The organism is Kluyvera sp. Awk 3 (assembly GCF_028069715.1).
Taxonomy (GTDB): Bacteria; Pseudomonadota; Gammaproteobacteria; order Enterobacterales; family Enterobacteriaceae; genus Kluyvera; species Kluyvera georgiana_A.
In genome coordinates this window covers 1-22338 of record NZ_JANEWH010000031.1, presented here as the reverse complement: position 1 = coordinate 22338, position 22338 = coordinate 1, and the positions used below count along the sequence as shown (strand labels likewise).

The window sequence follows — 22338 nt, the reverse complement described above, 5'->3', positions numbered from 1 at the left end:
AGTGAAAGAGATGAAAAAGCAGGTAGCAGTCGTTTTGCTGGCGCTGATGCTGTCGGGCTGTGAAAGCCCGGCGCTGCTGGTGCAAAAAGACGACGCGGCGTATGCGCCGCCGGAAGATTTCGCCATGCCGGAAACCCCGGTACGCGGCGGTGGAGTGTACAACAGCGGCTATAACTGGTCGCTGATTCAGGACCGTCGCGCCTACCGCGTGGGCGATATTCTGACCGTCAAGCTGGATGAATCCACGCAGGCCAGCAAGCAGGCGCGGACCAATTTCGGCAAGAAGAACGATGTCTCGCTGGGCATCCCCGAAGCCTTTGGCCACTCGGTCGATAAGCTGTCCGGCTCGGTTGACGGCAGCCGTAACTTTAACGGCAGCGCCACGTCGCAACAGCAAAACAGCCTGCGCGGGGCAATCACCGTCGCGGTATTTAAGGTGCTGCCTAACGGCGTGCTGGCGATTCGCGGCGAGAAATGGCTCACCCTCAACCAGGGCGATGAGTATATGCGCGTGACCGGGCTGGTGCGTGCCGATGATATCGAGCGCGATAACTCTGTGTCGTCACAGCGTATTGCCAACGCCCGCATCTCTTACGCCGGGCGCGGCGCGCTCAGCGATTCGAACGCCGCGGGCTGGCTGGTTCGCTTCTTTAACCACCCGCTGTTCCCGATGTGATGGAGGCCATGATGCTTAAACGGATACTGTTTTTCCTGTGCCTCTTCAGCGTGTCTGCCGTGGCCCAGCCGCTGCGTGACGTGGTGGATATTCAGGGGGTACGTGGTAACCAACTGATTGGCTACAGCCTGGTGGTCGGCCTTGACGGCACCGGCGATAAAAACCAGGTGAAGTTCACCAGCCAATCGGTCACCAATATGCTGCGCCAGTTTGGCGTACAGCTGCCGGCCAAAATCGACCCGAAGGTTAAAAACGTGGCGGCGGTGGCGATCAGCGCCACGCTGCCGCCGGGCTACTCGCTGGGTCAGAGCATTGATGTCACCGTATCGTCCATTGGCGATGCCAAAAGCCTGCGCGGCGGTACGCTGCTGCTGACCCAGCTGCGCGGTGCTGACGGCGAAGTCTATGCGCTGGCGCAGGGCAACGTGGTGGTTGGCGGCGTCAAGGCCGAAGGCAACAGCGGCTCAAGCGTGACCATCAACACGCCGACCGTGGGTCGTGTGCCGAACGGCGGCTCCGTTGAACGCGAGATCGCCAGCGACTTCCAGCAGGAACCGATGGTGATGCTTAACCTTAAACGGCCAAGCTTTAAAACCGCCAACACCGTTGCCGTGGCGCTGAACAACGCTTTTGGCGCGGGGACGGCGACTGCGCAGAGCGCCACCAACGTGGCGGTGCGAGCGCCAATGGGCGCCGGCGCGCGCGTGGCCTTTATGTCGGCGCTGGAAGACGTGCAGATTAACGCCGGCAAGCAGCCGCCGCGCGTGGTGTTTAACGCGCGCACCGGCACCGTAGTGATTGGCGACGGCGTGATTGTGCGCGCCGCGGCGGTCTCCCACGGCAATCTGACCGTGACTATCCGCGAGTCGTCCAACGTCAGCCAGCCAAACGCCTTTGGTCGCGGCCAGACGGTAGTGACGCCGGAGAGCGACGTCAGCGTGAACCGCGGTCGCGGCCAGATGGTGACGATCGCCGCGGGCACCAGCCTGCGCAGCATCGTGAACACCCTGAACAGTCTGGGCGCCGCGCCGGACGATACCATGGCCATTCTTCAGGCGCTGCACGAAGCAGGCGCGCTGGATGCTGAACTGGTGGTGATGTAATGCTGGATGCGATTAACCGACAAACCGCGATTCTGCCCGGCGATATGACCGGGCAGGTCAAGCCGCAGAATCTGGAACAGGCTGCCGAGCAGTTTGAAGCGCTGATGCTGAAATCGATGCTGTCGCAGATGCGCAAAGCGTCGGATGTGCTGGGGGAAGATAATCCGTTCAACAGCAAGCAGCAGCGAATGATGCGTGATTTTTATGATGACAAGATGGCGTCCGAGCTGGCTTCGCAGCGCAGCACCGGCATCGCGCAGATGATCATCAACCAGCTGTCGCCTCAGACGACGGCGTCGCTTAAGAATGGGGCGGAAGCGGCCGCTTTACATGGACAACCGCAAGAACTTAAAACGCCCGTCGTTCCCGTAACCCGAAGGGCAGGAGTAAGCCATGAGTATGATTAATATCGCCTTCAGTGGTCTGCAGGCAGCCCAGTTGGGCATGAACGTCACGTCGATGAATACGGCCAACTACCTGACCTCCGGCTATAGCCGTCAGGGGATCATCCAGAGCGCTATCGGCCCGATGGGCGAAGCCGGGATTACGCCGGGCAGCGGCGTGCAGGTGGATAGCATCCGCCGTATCTCCAGCCAGTATCTGGTGAATCAGGTGTGGCAGACCAACACCAAGTCCAACTACTACAGCATGGGCAACCAGTACATCAGCGCACTGGAGAAGGTGATCGGCACCGACTCAACCAGCATCGGTACCGGGCTTGATGATTTTGTCAGCGCCCTGAGCGAGCTGACCCAGGAGCCAGAATCACAGGCGCGGCGTCAGCAGCTGCTGAACCAGGCCAACACGCTGGCTACCCGCTTCAATAGCATGAACAACTTTGTCACCAGCCAGAAAGAGTCCATTACGACTCAGCGCGGGGCGATGGTTGATCAGATCAACACCCTGAGCGGCGGCATTGCCGACTACAACAAGAAAATTGTTGAGATGGACGCCACCGGTGGCAACAGCAGCACGCTCCGCGACGCGCGCGACGAGCTGGTAAAGCAGCTCAGTTCGCTGGCAGAGGTCAAGGTTAGCGATGACAGCAGCGGCTATACCGTTTCGCTGAGCAACGGCCAGCCGCTAGTCAGCGGTAAAACCGCCGGGCAACTGAGCGTGGGCACGGACGGCAACGGGAATTCGACGTTAACCCTGAAGTTCTCCACCAGTGAGTTTTCGCTCAATCCGTCCGCCGGCGGTCAGTTGGGCGCGCTGTACGATTATGAAACCGGTACGCTCCAGCAGATGGGCGACGCTATTCAGGGCATGGCGCAGGCGGTGGCGGACATGTTCAACGATCAGCTGGCGAAAGGCTATGACCTGAACGGCGATGCGGGAAAACCGCTGTTCACCTTCGACCCGTCCAACCCGGCGGGCATATTGCAGGTTAACGATCTCGAGCCGGAAGAGCTGGCCCTGTCCAGCGATCCCGACGAACCGGGCAACGGCGATAACCTGAACCTGCTGATCGAGCTGAAAAACCAGAAAACCAATATCCCTGGCCTCGGCAACATGAGCCTCAACGAAGGGGCGGCGGCGATTATCTCCACGATTGGTATTGCCAGTAAACAGAGTAAAACCGAAATGGACGCGGCGGTGTCCGTCAGCGAGCAGGCGCAAGAGCAGCGGGATAACCTGAGCGCGGTTAACCAGGACGAAGAGGCGATTAACCTGCAAATTTACATGCAGTCCTATCAGGCGAACATGAAAGTGATTGCTGCTGGAAACCAGGTCTTCAGCGATTTGCTGGGCATTTTTTAAGCGTCATCAGGAGTATTAAGCTATGCGTATTAGTGGTCTTCATAACTCAAACGCGATGCTGGCGCAGCTTGGCGCCAACAGCAGCCGCGTTTCCAAGCTGATGGAACAGCTGTCGACGCAAAAGCGTGTTAACGTGCCGTCGGACGATCCGGTAACGGCCAGCCGCCTGGTACAGCTGAACCGTGAACAGTCGGCAATTAAACAGTACCAAAGCAACATCACCAGCCTGAGCGGTAAGCTGTCGGTGCAGGAATCGCATATTACGGCGATGAGCAACCAGGTGCTGGCGGTGAGCGATAAACTTAAGCTGGCCAACAACAGCACCCTGAGCCAGAAAGATTTGGCGAGCTACGGCGCGGAGCTGGGGTCGATGCTGGACTCGCTGGTCGCCTCGATGAACAGTAAGAACGAGAGCGGCAGCTATCTGTTCTCTGGCACTAAGACCAACACCAAAGCGGTCGAGCTGGTGGACGGTCAGTACGTGTATGGCGGTAACGATAACTCGCGTGAAACCATCGTAGCCAACGGCGTGTCGATTACCGAAAACACCAATGTCGCGCAGGCGTTCTCTGGTTCGGGCAACGATCTTGATATGCTGAACAAGCTGAAAGAACTCAGCGAGAAGATGCAGGATCCGAATCTGAGCTATGCGGATTATCAGGACGACATCTCCGCGATGATCGACATGACCCAGACCACCAGTGATAGCCTGGGCGCACTGTTTACCGATCTCGGTGGCCGTCAGAATCGCCTGACGCTGATTGATGATGCGCACACTGACGTGAGCCTGTCGAACTCGCTGGTCGAAACCGACCTCAACTCGGCAGACTCCGCGACCACCACCATCAATTTACAGCTGTACATGACCTCAATGCAGATCACCAATAAGGCCTACAGTATGGTCAGTCAGCTCAATCTCTTCAGTATGTTGTAATTGGTTATGCAAGTTGGTTTAAAAACAGGCTCTCTGACCACCTCCACCCCGGCAAACGCCGGGCGCGGTACCATTGGCGCTCCTCAGACCGTGGGGCGCGTTAACGCCCCTGATACGGTCACCAACCGCAGCGCGTTTCCGGAAGCGGCGCTGCTTTCGCGGCGCCCGATGCGCTATAACGTGCAGCTCAATCAGCAGCTGACCGCGGTGCAGCAGGCCGACAGCTACCTGGCGAAGACGGAAACGCAGCTGTTGCAGCTGCGTCAGTCCGCTACTCGCGGCGGTGATGCCAGCGCCCAAACTCAGGCGCTGCAAAAGCATCTCGCGCGCCGCACGCAGCTCTCCGGCGGGACGGTCGATCGTCATCTGACGGCGTCGCTGGAACAAAAAAGTACGGTGAATTTTACCCTGCCGGGCAGCGAGAAATTGCTGAGCCAGCCGGGAGGCGAAACGCTGGTCTTCTCGCTCGGCGGTCGTCAGCGCGAGATGGCGGCCGTGGTGTTACCGGAAGAGGCGACGCCGCGTCAGACGCTGCTCAAGCTGAACGTCGGCTTAGGGCGTTTAGGGATTCACGCCGCGCAGGCGGGCGGTGGAAAGCTGATCTTTAGCGTCGACGAAAGCCGCTGGGATCGTGTGAGCCAACAGCTTACCGTACGCGGTGAAGGCCAGCATTACCCCGCTGACGCTTTCACGTTGCTGGCACCGCAGGCGGAAAGCGCCAGCAGTGATGAAGTGCTGGCGCTGTCGACGCGTCGGGAACGAGAAGGGCAGATGAAGCTGCAAACCACTCTCGATCACATCACCAGCCAGCGCAGCAGGCTGCGTCAGCAGCAGGAGCGAGTCAGTTCGCGTATCAACGATATGGCGACAGTCTATAGTCCACAGCAGGCGCTGGAGACTTCGCGCGGTTTGAGCGAAGCGCTGGCACGCAGCGGCAGCAGCTATAGCGCGCTCTCACAGGCGCTGGGGACCCAGGCCAATGTGCATCTGAGCACGGTGAAAAACCTGCTGGGCTAATGAATGCAAAGGCCTGCGTTCATTACGATTGTAGGCCTGATAAGCGCAGCGCCATCAGGCAGATGGCGCTATTTCGGCATTGGATACAGGAAAATCGAACCATTCTGTCCGACAACCAGCGATTGGTTGCTCAATGAGATCGGCTCCATCCAGTAGTTGGAGTACATCAACTGATCCACAAGCCCTTCAATCATCAACCCTCTTTGCTCTGAGCTGTAGTAGATGGGCGTCAGGTTAAAGTAAATCCGTCCCTGCTTTTTCTGCGTAGGGGTAAACTTCCCTTTCAGCACAAAGCGGTTGTCGTCAGGGTTGGTGATGTTTGCCATCAGAACGTTGCGCACGGTGTGCAGGTTGACGTTGTAAATCTCTTTACGCTGCGACATCAGATCGTAAAAACCCATCTGAAAGCCGCCCGTCACCGGGCCAGTTGGCAACGCCGATTCTGACGGCATCAGCTTCGCCGCCAGCAGCCCGCCCAACAGCGCCAGTATGACGACCAGCGCGATCAGCAGATTAATTGGCTTTGCATGTCGCCAGTTCATTGAGCTTTCTCCGGGTCTCTCGCAGGATTACGTTATTCAGCTGCACCGTATCGGTACGCCAGTGGTAAATTGCCATCGCCAGCTGCTTCTTGTCGCACTGGTTGCTCAGCATAAAGCTGTAGTTCAACGACGAGTTGTTGGTGTGGAAGTACACGTTCATCGTGGCAGATTGCATTTTGATCTGCTGGTTCAGCGCATACAGCGAGTCTTTTAACTTGCCGTAAAGATTGGCGGACATATACGCCGGATCCCCCATCGCTTCTACCGTGTAGAGGCGGATATTGCTGTAGACGCCGGGCTGGACCTCACGCGCAACCAGATGCTCTGCGCGCCCGCCGAATAAATACCAGCAGACACCTGCGGTGGCGGTGGCGGTCAATAAGATGACCAGCATAAATGCGAGCATGCCTGAGCGGCGCTGTTTTGGCGCGGCGGCAACCGCAGCTTCCGCTACGGGTTGAATATCGGCCGCTTTTTCGGCCACTTCAGTGATGGCGTCAGTCTCTGGCTGCGGTGAGAGCAGATAGTCTTCCTGGACGTCACGATCTTCTTCCGGGTCGCTGACCTCATCCTCGTCTTTTTCCACCACGCAGCAGTATTCGGCCTCCAGCAGATAGCCTTTGCGCGGGATGGTTTTAATAATTCTCTGGTTTTTGCCATCATCTTCCAGCGCGGTACGCAGCGCGTGGATAGCGTTTGGCAGGCTGTTATTGCCGATCACCCGGCGTTCCCACACCAGGTTAGTCAACTCTTCGCGGGTGAAGATTTTTCCCGCGTCCTGCACCAGGATATCCAGCAGCTTGAGCTGATACTCCCCGAGGCGTTTTCGTTCCCCGGTGGTGAGATGGAGAATGGATCCTGAGGTGACGTCAACCAGCCAGTTGTTTACGGAGCAATAGCGTTTATTCATTTATGCGTTATGGATTCAACCACCCCAGTAATATCGTGACAACCGCGCGGATACCCGAAAATCTCAGCGATTATCTGATTGAGTTGATAACTCCATTTAGAATTCTTAATGAATGCCGCGTGCCTGCGGGAAATTAAAAAGCGGACGTTATGTTCTTCTGTAAGAGGCGTGAGTTTGTTGAAACAACGGAAACGTTTTTGTCTGTAATACACCTCAACAGGAAGGAATCATTTTTTCCTGCGCCCTTTTTACGCGATAAAAGTGTGATGCGCAACAGGCTTTTTAGCAATAGTGGCGGCTAAAAGGGGGCTGATTTTGCTGAAAGTTAACATCCATCGTTAAATAAAACTTATGTTAATTAAGTGATCTCTTGGTGAATTAAATGTGTTATTGGTGTGATCTAAATGCTGGTGAGTATTATTTGCGGGATGTGAGGTGGAAGGAGAAAAAATGGATTTAATTTTTTATTTTATTGTGTCGCTTTAAACCAGATTTGTTTTTATATGGCGGAAATACGAATGATGGTTGAGATATAATATGCCAGGAATTAATGTTACTAATTAAATATGGTGAATGTAAAGAAAAGTCAGGGCTGAAAATAAAATTGGGATATTTTCAAAAATAGGCTACAGGTGCGCAAAAAACGAACTTGAATATGGGTTTAGTCTGGTAGTTGCGCAACAGATAAGGGATGAATGGAAGAGTTATCTCATTTCTTGGATTTTTTAATGGCTTTGAAATCAATTGGTTANGATTTGTTTTGGTGAAAAAATGAGCGATTGATATTTATCGATTTAATCTTTGTTCCCGCCGTGTCGTCTTGAGTTATTACAACATCTGAATCACCAGGACGAAAAAAGGAATCATTATGTCTCTTTCTATCTTTACTAGCGCTTCTTCCATGGCATCCACCAATGCTCTGAACAAATCCAACAACCTGCTGTCCACCGCGATGGAACGTCTGGGCACCGGTAAACGCATTAACTCCGCGGCTGACGATGCGGCTGGTCTGCAGATTGCTACCCGTCTGCAGGGCCAGACCAACGGTATGACCGTTGCACAGCGTAACATCTCTGACGCGACTGCGATGCTGCAGACTGCGGAAGGCGCGTTTGATGAAGTAAGCAACATTATGTACCGCATGAAAGACCTGGCAACCCAGGCAGCGAACGACACCAACAGCGCTGACGATCGTACGGCGATCGGTGCGGAAATGACTGAGCTGAAAAGCGAACTCAACAACATTATGAACAACACCAAATATGCGGGTGACAACCTGTTTGGTGCAAGCGGCAAACTGGCTGACACCATGAACTTCCAGATCGGTTCTTCCACCGATGAGAAACTGGCGGTCGACGTTTCCGGCCAGCTGGCTAAAATCGACGTATCTGGCGGTCTGTCAATCGACGTAAGTGATTTCGATAAGTCCCAGGCAACCATCTCTGGTCTGGAAGCGGCTATCGCTAACGTCGGTTCCATGCGTTCCGCTCTGGGTGCGAACATCAACCGTCTGGGCCACACTGCGGCTAACCTCGCGAACATGAAAGACAACACCGACCTGGCGCTGAGCAACATCCAGGATGCTGACTACGCGACCGAAGCGTCTACCATGACCCGTAACCAGCTGCTGGTACAGACCAGTATGTCCATGCTGAAAACCTCCAACAGCATGTCCAGCATGGTGACCTCTCTGCTGGGTTAATCCTTCACGGATTATTGCAGGAAAAAACACCGCTGTATGGCGGTGTTTTTGTATCCGACCCCTCCTTTCCCCTGCCGGAAAATGCGGAAATACCTGTTCCTGCCATTATTTAATTCATTGATAAATAACAATTTAAAAGTTGGCACGATAGTTGCTAAATCAATTGCATATCGATCGTGGCTTGCGTGCCTGGAGAACCTACTATGTCTGATTTTGACCCGAATACACTGGCCACCCAGCTGGCAGGCTATGACATTCTTGCGCTGCAAAACTCGATCACCAAGCAGACCACTACGTTACAGGCGCAGACTAAAGCGCTGGATTCGCTGCGCACGGCGCTAACCACCTTCCGCACCTCCATCACGGCGTTGAACTCCAGTTCCGCCAGCGTGTTGAAGAACGTCGCGACCATGAACCAGGAAGGCATCGCCACCATCACCGCCAGCGCCAGCGCGCGTAAAGGGACCTACAGCCTGAACGTCACCCAGCTGGCGACCGCCCAGCAGAAGACGTTTGAGGGAATGACAGACCAGTCCGTTAAAGACGCTACCGGTACGCTCAAAATCACCCTGGATGGCGAAGAGATCGAAATCAACATGGATGGCCTCAACAGCCTCTCTGATTTCGCCGCAGCGGTGAACAAGGCTGATTTCCCCAGCGCGTCCAGCTCCACCACCGCCACCACCGGCCAGAACGGTATTACCGCCTCGCTGATGCGCGTCAACGGGGAAGTGACGCTGATTTTTAACAGCGATCAGAGCGGCGCGAAGTACGACATTCAAATGGATACCAGCGGGATGACCAGCGGTGCGGAGATGTTCGACAAGCCGGAAATTATTACCGACGGCAAAGATGCCATCTTTACTCTGGGTGACTCCGATAAAAAATACTACAGCAGCTCCAACACCCTCGATGACCTGGTCGACGGCGTCTCCATTAAACTGACCAGCACCACCGAAACGGGTAAGCCACTGGTTATCTCTATTGATACCGACGTCACCGAAACCAAGAACCAGGTCCAGGCGTTCCTCGATGCCTACAACACCCTGCGCGACACCATTTCTGGCCTGACCGCGACCGGCAGTTCCAGCACTGACCGCGGCGCTTTTGCCGGCGATGCCAGTATTTCGACGTTAGGCACCGAACTCAGCAGCATGCTGCGCGGCACCTTTGGCGATCAGAACATGAGCAAGTTCGGCATCACCGCCGACAAAGACGGCAAATTCTCCTTCGATGCCGACAAGCTGGAAGAGCAGCTGAAAAACGACCCGCAGACCGTGGCGCAGTTCTTTAACGGCAATGACGGCCTGATTAAAGCGATGGATAAAACGCTGGATAAATACCTCAGCTCCACTACCGGCTTGCTGAAAGGGCGTCAGGATACCCTCGACCGTCAGCAGACTGATATCGACAACAAAACCGCAAAAATGGAAACGCGCTATGAGTCTTCGTACAACCGCTACCTCAAGCAGTTTACGCAGTTGCAGTCGCTCATGACGCAGATGAATAACACCACGAGTTTGTTTAGCTAATTTTCTAAGGGAACCCATCCTCAATGTACGGTAATGAGCAGGAAGGCTACGGCCTGTATCAACAATCCGATCTGGCGATTCAGGCGGCGGCAGCCAACCCGCACCAGCTGGTGCTGATGCTGTTCCGCGGCATGATGGATGAGCTGGTACGCGCCAAAAGCCACATTGCGGCGCGTCGCTATGAGCGTAAGGCGCAGAGCATCAACAAGTGCATCGATATCCTCAATGCGCTGACCAGCTCGCTTGATTTTGACAAAGGCGGCGAGTTGGCGCTGAGCCTGGCGAATCTTTACGACTACTGCGTTTATCGTCTGTACGACGCCAGCAATAACCTCTCCATCGAGCAGATCGAAGAAGTGGAAGCGATCCTCGGCAACCTGCAGGACGGCTGGGAAAAAATGGGTCAGGCGGCATGAGTATGTTACATGCGATTCAGACGCTGACTCAGGCGCTACGTCAGGCGACGGAAGACCACAACTGGCCTTCCGTCGTTAACGTCGATGCCAAAATCGCCGAACTGCTGGCGGCCATCCAGGGCAAAAATCTGGATGCTGCGGAACGCCAGGCATTGGATGCGCTGAAGAAGGTGCACCAGCAGGCGCGCGATTACTGCCAGGGCCAGAGCGATATGCTGGCCGCCAAAATGAGCCTGGTGGCGCGTAACCGCGAAGGCGCAACAGCTTACGCCCAGTTTATGGACGATGAGGGGATGCGCTGATGGATATTCTGAACCTTTCACAGGGCGCGTTGAGCGGATCCGGCCTGCCGATGCAGGCCGAATCTATCGCCGGGCAGATGGGGCAAAACGGTGCCGCGCAAACACCAACCGCTTTCAGCGACGCATTGCTTAACGTCATTGACTCGATGATGACCGGGCAAACGCTCCCGAGCTCGCTGGCCGTGAGCGCGCATCCGGTCTCCATCGATGACAAAGACGACGATGCTGATCCGCAGCAGTTGAGCGGCGCGTTGTTGAAAGACGACTCTCAGCAGCAACTGCTCGAAACGCTGTTGATGACCAGTCAGATGCCAGTGCAGACCTCCAGCTATGTCAACGTGGCACAGCCCGTCGACGATGCGCTGATGGCGAATGCGCAGACATTGATGGCGCCGCAGGCGTTGACGATGGGCCTTGCGCCATCGCTGCAACAGCAGACGATGGCTGCGCCGAATCTTGCCACTACGGAGACGGCGAGCAGCGTCCTGCCGAGCGCTCAGCCGGTTTCGCCGATCCTGATGACGGCGATGACGCCGGTCGCCGCGATGCCTGGGCAACCGTTAGACAGCAGCAACAGCATTTCTCCGGCAACCGCCTCCACCGCTTCGCCGGTCACCACCACGCTGAAGATGGATCCTGAGCCTTCCCGCTGGAGCGAGCAGTTGCAAAGCGCACTTGGCGATCGTTTGCAGGTGCAGGTGAAGCAGCAGATCCAGCACGCCACTATCCGTCTCGATCCGCCGGATATGGGCAAAATCGATATCTCGATGCAGGTCGACAATGGCCGCGTACAGGTACAGATCAACGCCAGCCACGCCGAAGTTTATCGTGCGCTACAGCAGACCAGTAACGACCTTCGCCAGAGCCTGACAGAGCAAAACTTCGTGCAGGTGAACGTGCAGGTGTCTTCCCAATCAGGGGGGCAGCAGCAGGGCAGAGGTCAACATTTCGCCGAGCAGCACAACGCCATTCAGGCGGGCGCGGAGCTGGCAGCCAACGTATCGGCTACCCAGGATTCCCGCAGCGATGACTCGGTACTCATGACGGTTTAAGACAAAGAAAAATATGAACGCAAAAACTCTCTCTTTCGGTCTCATTATCGCGCTCGTCACCGCCATGCTGGCGGCAGGCATGACGGTAGTTGGCACGCATCTGCTGCGCATGGATGAAGCCACTGGCAGTAGCTTCCTGTCGGGTATGTTCTCCAGCTCTGATAAAGGGTCCGTGGAGTTCGTGGAAATTAAAAACGTGGTGATCACCCTGAAAGGCAAAGGGCAATCCGAGCGCTATCTGCTGCTGGAGCTGAACCTGGCGACCAACGGCCCGGAAAATACCCGTAAAGCGCAGGACATGATCCCGGCGGTGCGCGGTGCGACGGTGAGCCTGCTCTCCGATCTGGACTATGACGAAGTGCGCGGCATGAGCGTTAACGTCCTGCACGACAAGCTGCAGGCCGCTTACGCGGCGCGCTTTAGCAGCCTGAAGATGGACGTGCCGTTTGACGACGTCATCATCAGCAAAATGGTCTTCCAGTGATAGATACGCCGCAATGGAAATGATGGACTTTATTGCGAGTGACACCCTGACGCCGGCAGACGAGGCGCGCTATGTCAGTGCGTATCTGCCGCTGGTGAATCGGGTGGTTAAACAGCTCTCATACCAGACCAGCAGCGTCATCGACCGCGAAGATATGGAGCAGATTGCCCTGATGGGTCTGCTCACCTCGCTGCGCCGCTACGGGCACCCGGACGAGCAGTTTGCCGCCTACGCCGTACAGCGTATTCGCGGCGCGGTGCTGGACGAACTGCGCCTGCTGGACTGGCGTCCTCGCCGCCTGCGGCAGAAGACCCACAAACTGAATGACGGTATCCGCGAAATTGCGCGCCAACTCGGGCGGACGCCCAGCTTCGAGGATATTAACCGCCACCTGTCGATCACGGCGGAAGAGTACCAGGAATATTTATTGCTGGATTGCGCCAAAACGATAGAGAGCCTGGATGAGCTGTTAGGGAATGACGTTCACGCCGGGGCGCTGGATAGCCGACCGCTGGAAGACGAAGTCGTCGTCAGCCGGACGCTACGCAGCGCGCTGGCAGCGCTTGATGAGCGTGAACAGCTGATCCTGACGCTTTATTACCAGCATGAAATGAGTCTGAAAGAGATTGCCCTCGTCCTTGATTTAACCGAGGCCAGGGTCTGCCAGCTCAATAAAAAAATCGCCCAAAAAATTCAGTCTTTTTTCCAGAAGTGAAAGGTTTATGCAGAAATTCTTCGGTATCGTAATCATCATGGGATGCGTGGTTGGCGGCTTTCTTATGTCCGGCGGCCACCTCGCGTCGTTCTGGCAACCGGGTGAAATTATTATCATTCTGGGTGCCGGTATGGGGGCTATGGTCCTCGCTAACCCTCGCGCCGTACTGGCGGAAATGTACCGCCAGTTCCGCGGCATTATGCGCAAAAACGAATACACCAACGAGTACCAGCGTCAGCTACTGATGCTGCTGTACGAACTGCTGGAACTGGTGCAGGACGGCGGCCTGAAGGTGCTGGATGAGCACATTGAAGCACCAGAAAACAGCCCGCTGTTCCAGAAATACCCGCTGATGCTGCGTGACAAAGCGCTGGTGACGTTTATCTCCGATAACTTCCGCCTGATGGCGATGGGTAAGATCAACGAACACGAGCTGGAAGGCATCCTCGAGCAGGAGCTGGTGGCGATGGAAGAGAACCTGCTGCAGCCGTCGCGTTCGTTGCAGCGTACCGCAGAAGCGATGCCGGGCTTCGGGATCTGTGCGGCGGTACTGGGGATCATCATCACCATGCAGTCGATCGACGGCTCTATCGCGGTGATCGGCGTGAAGGTTGCCGCCGCGCTGGTTGGTACCTTCCTCGGCGTCTTCTTCTGTTACTGCTTAATGGACCCGGTGGCGAACGCCATGGAACAGCGCACCAAGAAACAGCTGGCGGTGCTGGAGTGCGTGCGTACCGTGCTGGTCAACCACGTTGCCGGGAAGCCGACGCTGCTGGCGGTGGATGCGGGCCGTAAGATGCTGCCGATGGACACCAAGCCGACCTTCGCCACACTCGACGGTTGGGTGAACCAGATGATTGGTGAAGCCTGATGCGTAGCCGCAACAAAGAACATACCACCATCATCAAACGTTCCTCGCGCAAGAGCCATGATGCCTTTCATGGCGGCGCGTGGAAGGTCGCATTTGCCGACTTTACGCTGGCGATGATGGCGCTGTTTATGGTGCTGTGGATTATGGGCGCGGTGACGGAAGAAGAGCGTAAAGAGATCGTTTCGCTGCTCAACGGCGAGTCGATTTTTGAGGGCAACAATATCACGCCGGTGACCCAAAAAGAGGGGAACGGCGGGCAGATCGCGCTGCTCGATACCCGTCACGCGAAGCAAAAAGAGCTGCTCAAAGAGCAGGCGAAGAAAGACGCCGAGTTGGCGAAGCAGCTTAAGGGCACTGAAAGCCTCGGTGACGTGAACGCGCGTTCCAAAAATGAGATTGAAGATCTCGCGCGCATCATTATGAAAATCACCTCGGCCTACGACGCGCAGGCCAACCTGAAAATGGAGATTGTGCCGCAGGGGCTGCGCATCCTGGTGACTGACGATCAGAAGCGTGAAATGTTCCAGCGCAGCAGCGCCATCCTGACGCCGTTCTTTAAACGCCTGCTGACCGAATTTGCCCCCGAACTGAACAAGATAGACAACAAAATCATTATTACCGGGCATACCGACGCCACCCGTTTCCGCGACCAGGTGCTCTACAACAACTGGAACCTCTCCGGCGAACGAGCGATGCAGGCGCGATCGGTACTGACCCGCAGCGGCCTTGAACCCGGCAAAATTTTGCAGGTAAGCGGCATGGCCGACCAGATGCTGCTGGACCCGGAACATCCGCTCAGTTCGGCTAACCGCCGCATCGAAATCATGGTGCTGACGCACTCGGCCAGTGAATCGCTGTATCAATTCTTTGGCCAGCACGGCGAGAAGGTGATCAAGCCGTTAGCCGACAAGCTCACTCAAAACCCATAGCCTGATTAACGTTGTGAAGAGTTTTATTTTTACCATCCCTTTTGTACCTGTTCGGGCCGCCTTTGCCCGTCAGGTACTCTTTTTTTTCCTCTTTTTGATGCTGCTGATGTCCGCAGGGTTCGTCAGCGCAAAGCCGCAGCCGGTGAAAGCGCCAGCGGCCAAAACCGACAGTGAAGCGCAAAAGCGCAAACAGAACCGCGCCCGCCTGATGGCGAAAGCGAAGAAACGCGCCGTTGTGGTTCCGCCCACGCCGGAGCAAAAACGCCGTGAACTGGCGAATCAGCAGGCCGAACGGGCGAAAAACCGTGAAATTCTGGCGATGCACACCCGCTGGCAGCCTGGAACGCTGGGCGGTTCAGAAGCGCTGTGGGATGAAGTCCAGGACGGGGCGGTCGCGGCGAAACGTCGGGCACCGAAGAACACCGCGAAGCTGCGTACGGTGATCCATCGGCTGGAAAGCCAACTCGGGAAGCCTTATCTGTGGGGTGGCAACAGCCCGACCGACGGCTTCGACTGTAGCGGGCTGGTGTTCTACGCCTTCAATCATGTGCTGGACCGCAAGCTACCGCGCACCGCCAACGGCATGTATCGGGATAACGGCCTGAAGTCGATTCGCCAGAACAGCCTGAAGCAGGGCGACCTGGTCTTTTTCAACATTAACCAGCGTCCCGGCGCGGATCACGTTGGCGTATACCTGGGCGATGGGCGCTTTATTGAAGCCCCGCGTACCGGGTTAAAGATTCGTATCAGCCGGTTATCCGATGATTTCTGGCAATCACATTACCTTGGCGCACGCCGCGTCCTGTAGGCCGGCGTGACGCTGTTAAAACACCTTTAGTATTGAGAACGTGACCATGACCCGTATGAAATTCGCCATTGATGATGGCTCGACCAACGTAAAAATTAGCTGGATTGAGAACGGCACGCTGAAGACCGTGGTCTCGCCGAACTCCTTCCGTAAGGACTGGAAAAGCGCGGCGCTGCTGCGCGGACAGTCGGTGTACAACTACACCATCGGCACCACCAAATACACCTACGATGCGACCTCAGACAAAGCGTTATCCACCACGCACATCGACTATCAGTATGACGATCTCAACCTGCTGGCGGTGCATCACGCGCTGCTGCAGACCGGCATGACGCCGTGCGATGTTGAAGTGATCGTGACGCTGCCAATCACCCAGTACTACAACCCGGACGACTGCCAGCGTAACGAAAGCCGTATCGAAGCGAAGCGCCGCAATCTGATGCGCGATATCTCCCTCAACAAGGGCGAGCTGTTCCGTATTGTGGATGTCCAGGTGATGCCGGAAAGCCTGCCGGCGGCGCTGTCTCATCTGCTGAACTCCAACGTCACCGAGTTCACGAAATCGCTGGTGGTCGACTGCGGCGGTACCACGCTGGATATGGGAGTGATCGTCGGTGAATTTGATGATGTCTCCGCGATTTATGGCAACAACGAAATCGGCGTGGCGATGGTCACCGATGCCACCCGTAAGCTGCTGGCGGCGGCTGACAGCGACTCCAGCTACCTGGTGGCGAACGAGCTTATCAAGCGCCGTCACGATATGGAGTTTGTGAAAAGCGTCATTAACGACGAATCGCGCATTGCGGAAATCCTTGAGCGTATTGAGATTAAAATTCAGGAACTCGGTGACCAGGTGGCCTACGAAGCGAAGAAATTTGCCAAAAACCCCAACCGCGTTTACCTGGTTGGCGGCGGCGCGCACCTGATTGAGAAAGCGGTACGTGAAACCTACGCCACGCTGGGCGACCGCGTGATCACCATCGATAACCCACAGAGCGCGCTGTCGCGCGAAATCTGCCTGTACCATGCGGACTCCAGCGTCGAAACCGTCGCCGCGCCGCATATGGCCGAGGTGGGTGACGATGAGTAACAGGCACATTCGCCGCGTTAATCTCTCGCTGCATTTGTCGCCGGAACACTCGCGCGCGGACCTGCGCGCGATGCTGCAACTTAAGAAGTGGCATCAGGAGCTGAGCCAGGCGGGCAGCAACTCTGGCGATGCCAATATGGAAATGCGCCGCTTCCACCGCAACGTTTACCTGGCCGGGCTGCAACTTCAGTTGCTGAACCCGCAGTTGTGTAGCCATGTTGCCGAGTCAATGGGCCGGGAAAAGCTGACGCTGGATGCGCTGTGCAGCGAGCTGTCCGCGGCCTCGCTGCTGCCCGTGTCGGCCAGCCCGACGGTGGCGCCTGCGGCCGAGCAAGTTGCGCCAAGCGCGGATTTTAGCAAGCAACAGTTGCGCCAGATGCGCGCGCTGATGTCCGAAGCGCTCCAGCGCCAACCCGCGCCCGCCGCGCCGGACGACGGTGCACGCGAGGAACTGAGCCAGCTGCGCAGCGAAGTCGCGCAGTTGAAAACCTTGCTTAATCAGCAAAACCTGCTGCTGCAACAATTAAGGCTGTCTGGCCGCGCTGCTTCGCCTGCTGCCGAAGGCAGTAAAAACGGTGCGGCGGAAGAGGTCGACCTGAGCACCCTTGGCGCACCCGCGCAAAAAATGAAGCAGATCCGCCAGAAAGGCATTTTTTAAATGACGGGCGGTTTAAGTTGCCGCCGCTGCACGTCGCTTTTTCCGCACAATAATGAGAGATGAGGCTGGTATGGACAAAAGTGCGCATTATGTTGTTCGTTGCGTAGAGAACGCTAAATTCGATGTAGGTATCGATTTCGTTATTCAGCCTATCTTCGATTTATCCCGTTTTGCCTGTATTGGCGGTGAAGTGCTGGTGCGAGGCACCCATCGGCGTAACGTTGTCCCGCCGGTCGAGTTTATCCAGCACCTTGAAGCGAATGGCACCATCGTGGATATGGGCTACTACGTGATGGAAAAATCGCTGTCGTTTATTGCGCAAAAGCGGGCCGATGACCAGGAAGAATTCATGTACACGCTGAATATTTCCGCCGTGCAGCTGAACGATCCGGAGTTTGCCTACCATGCGCTGGGGATTGTGGAGACGCGGCATCTGCGGGCGGCGCAGTTGGTATTTGAAATTACCTCCGGACAGGTTGCGCTCACTGAAGTCGCTCGGCAGAACCTCCAGACGTTACAGGATGACGGCATCAATATCGCCTGGGATGGTATCGGCACGCTGGCGGCGCTACAGGAGCGGCTGGCCTACTGGATTCCGGATTACATCAAGCTCGATCGCAGCTGTCTCGCGTGCGGCCAGCAGGACGAAACCGAGCAGATCCTCCAGCTGATTGCCCAGCACGACATCGATGTCATCATTGAAGGTGTTGAAAACTATACGCAAACTTCCAACATGCTGAAACAGGGCGTGAAGTTCGGACAGGGCTATCTGTTTTCCCGACCGATCAGCAAAGAGAGTTTCCAGCGTGAATACATGCAGCACCAACAGGCGCAAACGCGAGCGTCTCACGCGCATCGGTAAGTGCGCCCTGCCAGATGGAATAAATGAGCAATGTACAAAAAATACGCCAGTAAAGCCGATCGCAAAAACTATGCGCTGGTCGGTCTGGTTTTTTTAGGTTCGGTCGTGCTGGCGCTCTGGCTCACGTTCTACATCGCGCAGCGACAGCTGAATGTTCAGCTGGCTCATCAGGCGATACCCATTCGCAATGCGGTGGAAAACCTGCTGGACGAGACGCGGCGCGTCGCACGCGAGGCGCAGGGCTGGGTGGGAAAAACCTGTAACCGCCAGTTGGAAAGCCGCCTGAACGCGTTGCCGACGCGCGAAATGCGCATGCTGGTCATTAACCTGCTGGATGGCGATCGCATCACCTGCTCCTCACTGCTGGCTAACCAGGGCGCGCGGGTCGATCTGAGCGGCTTTAGCGCGCAGGGCGTGAAAATTGATGATTCCGTGGCGTCAGCGGGCATTCCGGTCTTTTCTCTCTACCAGCGCCTGGCTAACGGCGGCATCGTGGTGTCGGCTGACCTGCGCTACCTGTGGGGCATCATGGGCAACAGCAACCGCGATGAACGTTTCGCGCTGCTGGTGAATAACAAACTGCTGACACAGAACGGTATTCTGGTCGGTGAGCAGGCGAAACTTGGCGCGCAAGACTACCCGCAACGCCAGCCTGGTGGACTGTATACGCTGGCCTGGCGCTCGCCGGATACCGCTGATATCTGGCAGGAGATTCTGGGCTCCTGGCTGTATATCCTAGTTATCCTTGTCCCGCCGCTGCTGCTAACGACGCTGGCCTGGTCATTGCTGACGCGTCGTCGCTCGCTCTATCAACATCTGGTGAATGCGGTGCATCAGGACCGTATTACGCCCTACTATCAGCCGATTATTTGCGCCCATAGCAACCGGGTGATCGGCGCGGAAATCCTCGCCCGCTGGGAACATCCGGAGATTGGTTTCGTACCGCCGGATATTTTTATCCCGGTGGCGGAGAAAACGAACACGATCGGCCTGATGACGGAGAACCTGCTCAAACGCGTGCTTGCCGACTGCCAGCGGCCGGACTGTGTGCTACCGGACGGTTTCACCTTCAACGTCAACATCAGCCACGCGCACCTGGTTGCGGAAGATTTCAACGCCTTTACCAGCGAATTTGCCGCCCGTTTTAAACGGCTGCATCTGCATCTGACCTTCGAATTTACCGAGAACGAACAGATCAACTTCAATGATGATATTCTCAATAAAATCAAGGTGATTCGTGATAGCGGCATTGCTATTTCGTTGGATGATTTTGGCACCGGCTTCTCCAACCTGTCGTGGATAGCCAGCCTGAGCCCGGACAGCATTAAGATTGATCGTATGTTCATCAACCAGATTTCTCCTGATGCCTCTACGCCGCTCATTAACTGTGTAATCGATATGGCGAGGCAGATGGGCATTCAGACGGTTGCCGAGGGGGTAGAACACGACTATCAGGTGGCCTGGCTACAGGAAAATGAGATCGACTTTTTCCAGGGATACTTTTATTCAAAACCTCTCCCTTTCGCCGCATTTATCGACTATTTTCGTCACGATGTCATGACGCAGCACCTGAAAATGCCGCCGTTGCCGAAAGACACTTCTTTACAGCACTAGTCCAGGTGTCCCGCTAAGATAAACCGCGTATTCTTACGAGGTGATCATGAGCGAATTTTTCCAACGCCGCCGCGTGTACCGCTGGCTACGCGAGATAGTCGTCCTGCTGGTGCTGGCCGCGGTACTGATGTGGGGCGTTGACCGTTTTCGCAGCCCGACGCTTCCGGACTCCTTTTCCGGCATGGCCGTACAGACCCTGGATGGACAAAACATCGACCTGGCCGCGCTTAGCGACACGCGGCCATTGCTGATCTACGTCTGGGCGACCTGGTGCAGCGTGTGCCGTTACACCACGCCATCGGTAGAGAAACTGGCGGCGCAGGGGGAAAACGTGGTGAGCATCGCGCTGCGTTCCGGCGACGATACCCGGCTGGCGCAGTGGATGCAGAAAAAGCAGCTCACCATGCCGGTGGTCAACGACGCGCGCGGCGAGCTTGCGCAGCGCTGGCAGGTGAGCGTCACGCCGACGATCGTTATCGTCTCTCAAGGGCAGCTGGTCTCGGTCACCACCGGCTGGACCAGCTACTGGGGCATGAAAGCGCGCCTGTGGGCAAGCCGATAAACGAGTCCGGGTATTATTGCTTTATTGATAATAGTCTATTGCGATTTATACCATTTATGTAATGAGTCTGCGGCCGTATCCTTCATCGCATCACGTTACCGAGCGTAACGCCTTAAACCGAACAGGATACGACCATGAAAAACCTTACCGCTATTTTTGCTGCTTCCCTTCTCTCTGTTGCTGCCTTTAGCGCCACGGCGCAAAGCGTGACGGCGACCGGCTCGACGCTGGACACCGCCGAAGCGGCGATTGCCCAGAAGGCCAAAGAGATGAACGCCTCTGACTACAAAATCACCAGCGCACGCATGGGCAATACCGTGACCATGAGCGCCGAACTGTACAAATAAGAGGGGGAAAACAGTATGTTATTCGATAAATATGCTCTGAATACGCTGCCGCTGGCTAACCGTATCGTGATGCCGCCGATGACCCGCTCTCGCGCCGGTGCCGGTGACGTCGCGACCGATATGATGGCTGAGTACTATGCACAGCGGGCCAGTGCCGGGCTGATCATCAGCGAAGGCACCCAGATCAGCCAGCAGGGGCAAGGTTACGCCTGGACGCCAGGCATGTATTCCGAGGCGCAGATAGCGGGCTGGAAAAAAGTGACCTCCGCGGTGCATCAGGCGGGCGGTAAAATCTTCGCCCAGCTCTGGCACGTGGGCCGGGTTTCCCACACGGTATTGCAGCCGAACGGCGCGCAGCCGGTCTCCTCTTCCGCCATTCAGGCCGAAGGCGTGAAGGTGTTTGTGGACGTCGAAGGCCGCGGCCCGGAGAGCGGCGTTGGCGCGATGGTGCAGCATGATATGCCGCGCGCGCTGCGCACCGATGAGATCCCGGCTATCGTTAACGACTATGCCCAGGCCGCGCGCAACGCCATTGCCGCCGGTTTCGACGGCATTGAGCTGCACGGCGCCAACGGCTATCTGATCAACCAGTTTATTGATTCACAGGCCAACCTGCGCGACGACGAATACGGCGGATCGCTGCAAAATCGCCTGCGCTTTATGAAAGAGGTGGTGACTGCGGTGTCTGAGGCGATTGGGAAAGAGCGTGTCGGGATTCGCCTGGCGCCGCTGACCACGCTGATGGGGTCGCGCGATGACACGCCGGAAGCCACCTATCTGGCGGCGGCCAGCGTGCTGAATGAACTGGGTATTGCCTATATCCATATCGCTGAAGCCGACTGGGAAGATGCGCCGGTGATGCCTGCGGCCTTTAAAGAAGCGCTGCGTATTATCTTCCACGGCACGCTGATTTACTCCGGTAAATACACCAAAGCGCGTGCGGAAGAGGCGCTGACCAAAGGCTGGGCGGACTTGATTGGTTTTGGCCGTCCGTTTATCGCTAACCCGGATCTGCCGTATCGTCTGGAACATGATTTGCCGCTGAATGCGCCGGTGAAAGAGCAGTTCTTTGGCGGCGGTAAGGCGGGGTATGTGGATTATCCGATGGCGGGGTGAGGGTAAATCTGTACCACTCTGGCAGATTATCGTAAACATCCGGTGCCCGCGCCGTATCGATCAGCGCGGCCCATTCGTCCATTAGCTGGTTTTATCGATGCCCGGCCAGTTATTCTGGCCGCAGCGAATGGGGATATCTGAGCCTTGGTGCTGGATATTGATAAGGAAGTACTAATACCAGGGGGGAGCGGGTTACGAGGGTTTATTTAATGTACTCTCCCTGATACACTTGCGGCGTTTTTTTGCGCCGTTACGGATAGGTTTGAAGCGTTCCGGCAATAATTTTCTTATCACAGCAAATAATTAAAAATAAATATGAACCAGAATGAATTGCC

General features: G+C 56.2%; 25 protein-coding genes. 23 read left to right on the top strand and 2 right to left on the bottom strand.

The window, feature by feature from the left end:
- Positions 1–10 precede the first annotated feature (10 nt).
- From flgH to NNN71_RS09010, 6 genes are read left to right on the top strand one after another with little or no spacing between them, the layout of a single operon-like run.
- Positions 11–676, top strand: a complete 666-nt coding sequence (gene flgH / locus NNN71_RS09035; protein WP_167574756.1) for a flagellar basal body L-ring protein FlgH — start codon at positions 11–13, stop codon at positions 674–676.
- On the top strand, positions 676–1779 hold the full coding sequence (locus NNN71_RS09030) for a flagellar basal body P-ring protein FlgI (protein ID WP_411908135.1): 1104 nt from the start codon (positions 676–678) through the stop codon (positions 1777–1779). Before flgH ends, NNN71_RS09030 begins: the two co-directional genes overlap by 1 nt.
- Complete coding sequence (locus NNN71_RS09025) at positions 1779–2186, top strand: rod-binding protein (RefSeq protein WP_167574757.1); 408 nt, start codon at positions 1779–1781, stop codon at positions 2184–2186. Before NNN71_RS09030 ends, NNN71_RS09025 begins: the two co-directional genes overlap by 1 nt.
- Positions 2173–3540 carry a flagellar hook-associated protein FlgK gene (flgK, locus tag NNN71_RS09020; protein ID WP_271458356.1) on the top strand — a complete coding sequence of 456 codons (1368 nt, stop codon included), beginning with the start codon at positions 2173–2175 and terminating at the stop codon, positions 3538–3540. The genes NNN71_RS09025 and flgK overlap by 14 nt, the downstream gene beginning before the upstream one ends.
- Positions 3541–3562: 22 nt before the next feature.
- Positions 3563–4474, top strand: coding sequence for a flagellar hook-associated protein FlgL (gene flgL / locus NNN71_RS09015; RefSeq protein ID WP_167574759.1), 912 nt, complete (start codon positions 3563–3565; stop codon positions 4472–4474).
- 6 nt (positions 4475–4480) lie between these two features.
- Complete coding sequence (locus NNN71_RS09010) at positions 4481–5491, top strand: hypothetical protein (protein ID WP_271458355.1); 1011 nt, start codon at positions 4481–4483, stop codon at positions 5489–5491.
- A 68-nt stretch (positions 5492–5559) separates the two neighbouring features.
- Here the strand turns inward: NNN71_RS09010 and NNN71_RS09005 are convergent, their stop codons facing one another.
- On the bottom strand, positions 5560–6033 hold the full coding sequence (locus NNN71_RS09005; protein ID WP_167574761.1) for a hypothetical protein: 474 nt from the start codon (positions 6031–6033) through the stop codon (positions 5560–5562).
- Positions 6005–6943: a winged helix-turn-helix domain-containing protein gene (locus tag NNN71_RS09000; RefSeq protein ID WP_182068726.1), complete on the bottom strand. Its 939-nt coding sequence runs from the start codon at positions 6941–6943 to the stop codon at positions 6005–6007. The genes NNN71_RS09005 and NNN71_RS09000 overlap by 29 nt, the downstream gene beginning before the upstream one ends.
- Positions 6944–7811: 868 nt before the next feature.
- On the opposite strand from NNN71_RS09000, the gene NNN71_RS08995 reads away from it, so the two are divergent.
- The 17 genes from NNN71_RS08995 to NNN71_RS08915 all read left to right on the top strand — a co-directional run bounded on the left by NNN71_RS08995 (position 7812) and on the right by NNN71_RS08915 (position 22003).
- On the top strand, positions 7812–8645 hold the full coding sequence (locus tag NNN71_RS08995) for a flagellin N-terminal helical domain-containing protein (RefSeq protein WP_223803667.1): 834 nt from the start codon (positions 7812–7814) through the stop codon (positions 8643–8645).
- A 203-nt stretch (positions 8646–8848) separates the two neighbouring features.
- Positions 8849–10177 carry a flagellar filament capping protein FliD gene (gene fliD / locus NNN71_RS08990; RefSeq protein ID WP_182068727.1) on the top strand — a complete coding sequence of 443 codons (1329 nt, stop codon included), beginning with the start codon at positions 8849–8851 and terminating at the stop codon, positions 10175–10177.
- A 23-nt stretch (positions 10178–10200) separates the two neighbouring features.
- Complete coding sequence (gene fliS / locus NNN71_RS08985; protein ID WP_167574765.1) at positions 10201–10593, top strand: flagellar export chaperone FliS; 393 nt, start codon at positions 10201–10203, stop codon at positions 10591–10593.
- Positions 10590–10895, top strand: a complete 306-nt coding sequence (locus NNN71_RS08980; RefSeq protein WP_182068728.1) for a hypothetical protein — start codon at positions 10590–10592, stop codon at positions 10893–10895. Before fliS ends, NNN71_RS08980 begins: the two co-directional genes overlap by 4 nt.
- Entirely contained in the window at positions 10895–11947 is a 1053-nt protein-coding gene (locus NNN71_RS08975) for a flagellar hook-length control protein FliK (RefSeq protein ID WP_271458354.1), read from the top strand. Before NNN71_RS08980 ends, NNN71_RS08975 begins: the two co-directional genes overlap by 1 nt.
- Positions 11948–11960: 13 nt before the next feature.
- The gene (locus NNN71_RS08970; protein WP_167574768.1) at positions 11961–12431 is read left to right on the top strand and encodes a flagellar basal body-associated FliL family protein; all 471 of its coding nucleotides are present in this window, start codon (positions 11961–11963) and stop codon (positions 12429–12431) included.
- Between the two features lie 13 nt (positions 12432–12444).
- Entirely contained in the window at positions 12445–13146 is a 702-nt protein-coding gene (locus NNN71_RS08965) for a FliA/WhiG family RNA polymerase sigma factor (protein WP_191091017.1), read from the top strand.
- Between the two features lie 7 nt (positions 13147–13153).
- Entirely contained in the window at positions 13154–14017 is an 864-nt protein-coding gene (motA, locus tag NNN71_RS08960; RefSeq protein ID WP_271458353.1) for a flagellar motor stator protein MotA, read from the top strand.
- On the top strand, positions 14017–14946 hold the full coding sequence (lafU, locus tag NNN71_RS08955; RefSeq protein ID WP_271458352.1) for a putative lateral flagellar export/assembly protein LafU: 930 nt from the start codon (positions 14017–14019) through the stop codon (positions 14944–14946). Before motA ends, lafU begins: the two co-directional genes overlap by 1 nt.
- A 13-nt stretch (positions 14947–14959) precedes the next feature.
- Complete coding sequence (locus NNN71_RS08950; protein ID WP_223882135.1) at positions 14960–15754, top strand: C40 family peptidase; 795 nt, start codon at positions 14960–14962, stop codon at positions 15752–15754.
- Positions 15755–15809: 55 nt separating this feature from the next.
- On the top strand, positions 15810–16844 hold the full coding sequence (gene parM, locus NNN71_RS08945; protein ID WP_249023273.1) for a plasmid segregation protein ParM domain-containing protein: 1035 nt from the start codon (positions 15810–15812) through the stop codon (positions 16842–16844).
- Positions 16837–17502, top strand: coding sequence for a hypothetical protein (locus tag NNN71_RS08940; protein ID WP_271458351.1), 666 nt, complete (start codon positions 16837–16839; stop codon positions 17500–17502). The genes parM and NNN71_RS08940 overlap by 8 nt, the downstream gene beginning before the upstream one ends.
- A 70-nt stretch (positions 17503–17572) precedes the next feature.
- Positions 17573–18364, top strand: a complete 792-nt coding sequence (locus NNN71_RS08935) for an EAL domain-containing protein (protein ID WP_271458350.1) — start codon at positions 17573–17575, stop codon at positions 18362–18364.
- Positions 18365–18394: 30 nt separating this feature from the next.
- A complete protein-coding gene (locus NNN71_RS08930) occupies positions 18395–19978 on the top strand; it encodes an EAL domain-containing protein (protein WP_271458349.1) in 1584 nt (527 codons plus the stop codon).
- Positions 19979–20024: 46 nt separating this feature from the next.
- The gene (locus NNN71_RS08925; protein WP_271458348.1) at positions 20025–20540 is read left to right on the top strand and encodes a protein disulfide oxidoreductase; all 516 of its coding nucleotides are present in this window, start codon (positions 20025–20027) and stop codon (positions 20538–20540) included.
- A 134-nt stretch (positions 20541–20674) separates the two neighbouring features.
- Complete coding sequence (locus NNN71_RS08920; RefSeq protein WP_167574777.1) at positions 20675–20887, top strand: DUF1471 domain-containing protein; 213 nt, start codon at positions 20675–20677, stop codon at positions 20885–20887.
- Between the two features lie 15 nt (positions 20888–20902).
- Entirely contained in the window at positions 20903–22003 is a 1101-nt protein-coding gene (locus tag NNN71_RS08915; RefSeq protein WP_271458347.1) for an alkene reductase, read from the top strand.
- Positions 22004–22338 lie beyond the last annotated feature (335 nt).

Bases quoted from the DNA above. Each gene is read 5' to 3' on its own strand.
- fliS (WP_167574765.1), top strand. From the start codon at position 10,201: ATGTACGGTAATGAGCAGGAAGGCTACGGCCTGTATCAACAATCCGAT.
- NNN71_RS08920 (WP_167574777.1), top strand. From the start codon at position 20,675: ATGAAAAACCTTACCGCTATTTTTGCTGCTTCCCTTCTCTCTGTTGCT.
- NNN71_RS09025 (WP_167574757.1), top strand. From the start codon at position 1,779: ATGCTGGATGCGATTAACCGACAAACCGCGATTCTGCCCGGCGATATG.
- motA (WP_271458353.1), top strand. From the start codon at position 13,154: ATGCAGAAATTCTTCGGTATCGTAATCATCATGGGATGCGTGGTTGGC.
- flgL (WP_167574759.1), top strand. From the start codon at position 3,563: ATGCGTATTAGTGGTCTTCATAACTCAAACGCGATGCTGGCGCAGCTT.
- NNN71_RS09000 (WP_182068726.1), bottom strand. From the start codon at position 6,943: ATGAATAAACGCTATTGCTCCGTAAACAACTGGCTGGTTGACGTCACC.
- flgK (WP_271458356.1), top strand. From the start codon at position 2,173: ATGAGTATGATTAATATCGCCTTCAGTGGTCTGCAGGCAGCCCAGTTG.
- parM (WP_249023273.1), top strand. From the start codon at position 15,810: ATGAAATTCGCCATTGATGATGGCTCGACCAACGTAAAAATTAGCTGG.
- NNN71_RS08975 (WP_271458354.1), top strand. From the start codon at position 10,895: ATGGATATTCTGAACCTTTCACAGGGCGCGTTGAGCGGATCCGGCCTG.
- NNN71_RS08940 (WP_271458351.1), top strand. From the start codon at position 16,837: ATGAGTAACAGGCACATTCGCCGCGTTAATCTCTCGCTGCATTTGTCG.
- lafU (WP_271458352.1), top strand. From the start codon at position 14,017: ATGCGTAGCCGCAACAAAGAACATACCACCATCATCAAACGTTCCTCG.
- NNN71_RS09030 (WP_411908135.1), top strand. From the start codon at position 676: ATGGAGGCCATGATGCTTAAACGGATACTGTTTTTCCTGTGCCTCTTC.
- NNN71_RS08980 (WP_182068728.1), top strand. From the start codon at position 10,590: ATGAGTATGTTACATGCGATTCAGACGCTGACTCAGGCGCTACGTCAG.
- NNN71_RS08965 (WP_191091017.1), top strand. From the start codon at position 12,445: ATGGAAATGATGGACTTTATTGCGAGTGACACCCTGACGCCGGCAGAC.
- NNN71_RS09010 (WP_271458355.1), top strand. From the start codon at position 4,481: ATGCAAGTTGGTTTAAAAACAGGCTCTCTGACCACCTCCACCCCGGCA.
- flgH (WP_167574756.1), top strand. From the start codon at position 11: ATGAAAAAGCAGGTAGCAGTCGTTTTGCTGGCGCTGATGCTGTCGGGC.
- NNN71_RS09005 (WP_167574761.1), bottom strand. From the start codon at position 6,033: ATGAACTGGCGACATGCAAAGCCAATTAATCTGCTGATCGCGCTGGTC.
- NNN71_RS08915 (WP_271458347.1), top strand. From the start codon at position 20,903: ATGTTATTCGATAAATATGCTCTGAATACGCTGCCGCTGGCTAACCGT.
- fliD (WP_182068727.1), top strand. From the start codon at position 8,849: ATGTCTGATTTTGACCCGAATACACTGGCCACCCAGCTGGCAGGCTAT.
- NNN71_RS08925 (WP_271458348.1), top strand. From the start codon at position 20,025: ATGAGCGAATTTTTCCAACGCCGCCGCGTGTACCGCTGGCTACGCGAG.
- NNN71_RS08995 (WP_223803667.1), top strand. From the start codon at position 7,812: ATGTCTCTTTCTATCTTTACTAGCGCTTCTTCCATGGCATCCACCAAT.
- NNN71_RS08930 (WP_271458349.1), top strand. From the start codon at position 18,395: ATGTACAAAAAATACGCCAGTAAAGCCGATCGCAAAAACTATGCGCTG.
- NNN71_RS08970 (WP_167574768.1), top strand. From the start codon at position 11,961: ATGAACGCAAAAACTCTCTCTTTCGGTCTCATTATCGCGCTCGTCACC.
- NNN71_RS08935 (WP_271458350.1), top strand. From the start codon at position 17,573: ATGGACAAAAGTGCGCATTATGTTGTTCGTTGCGTAGAGAACGCTAAA.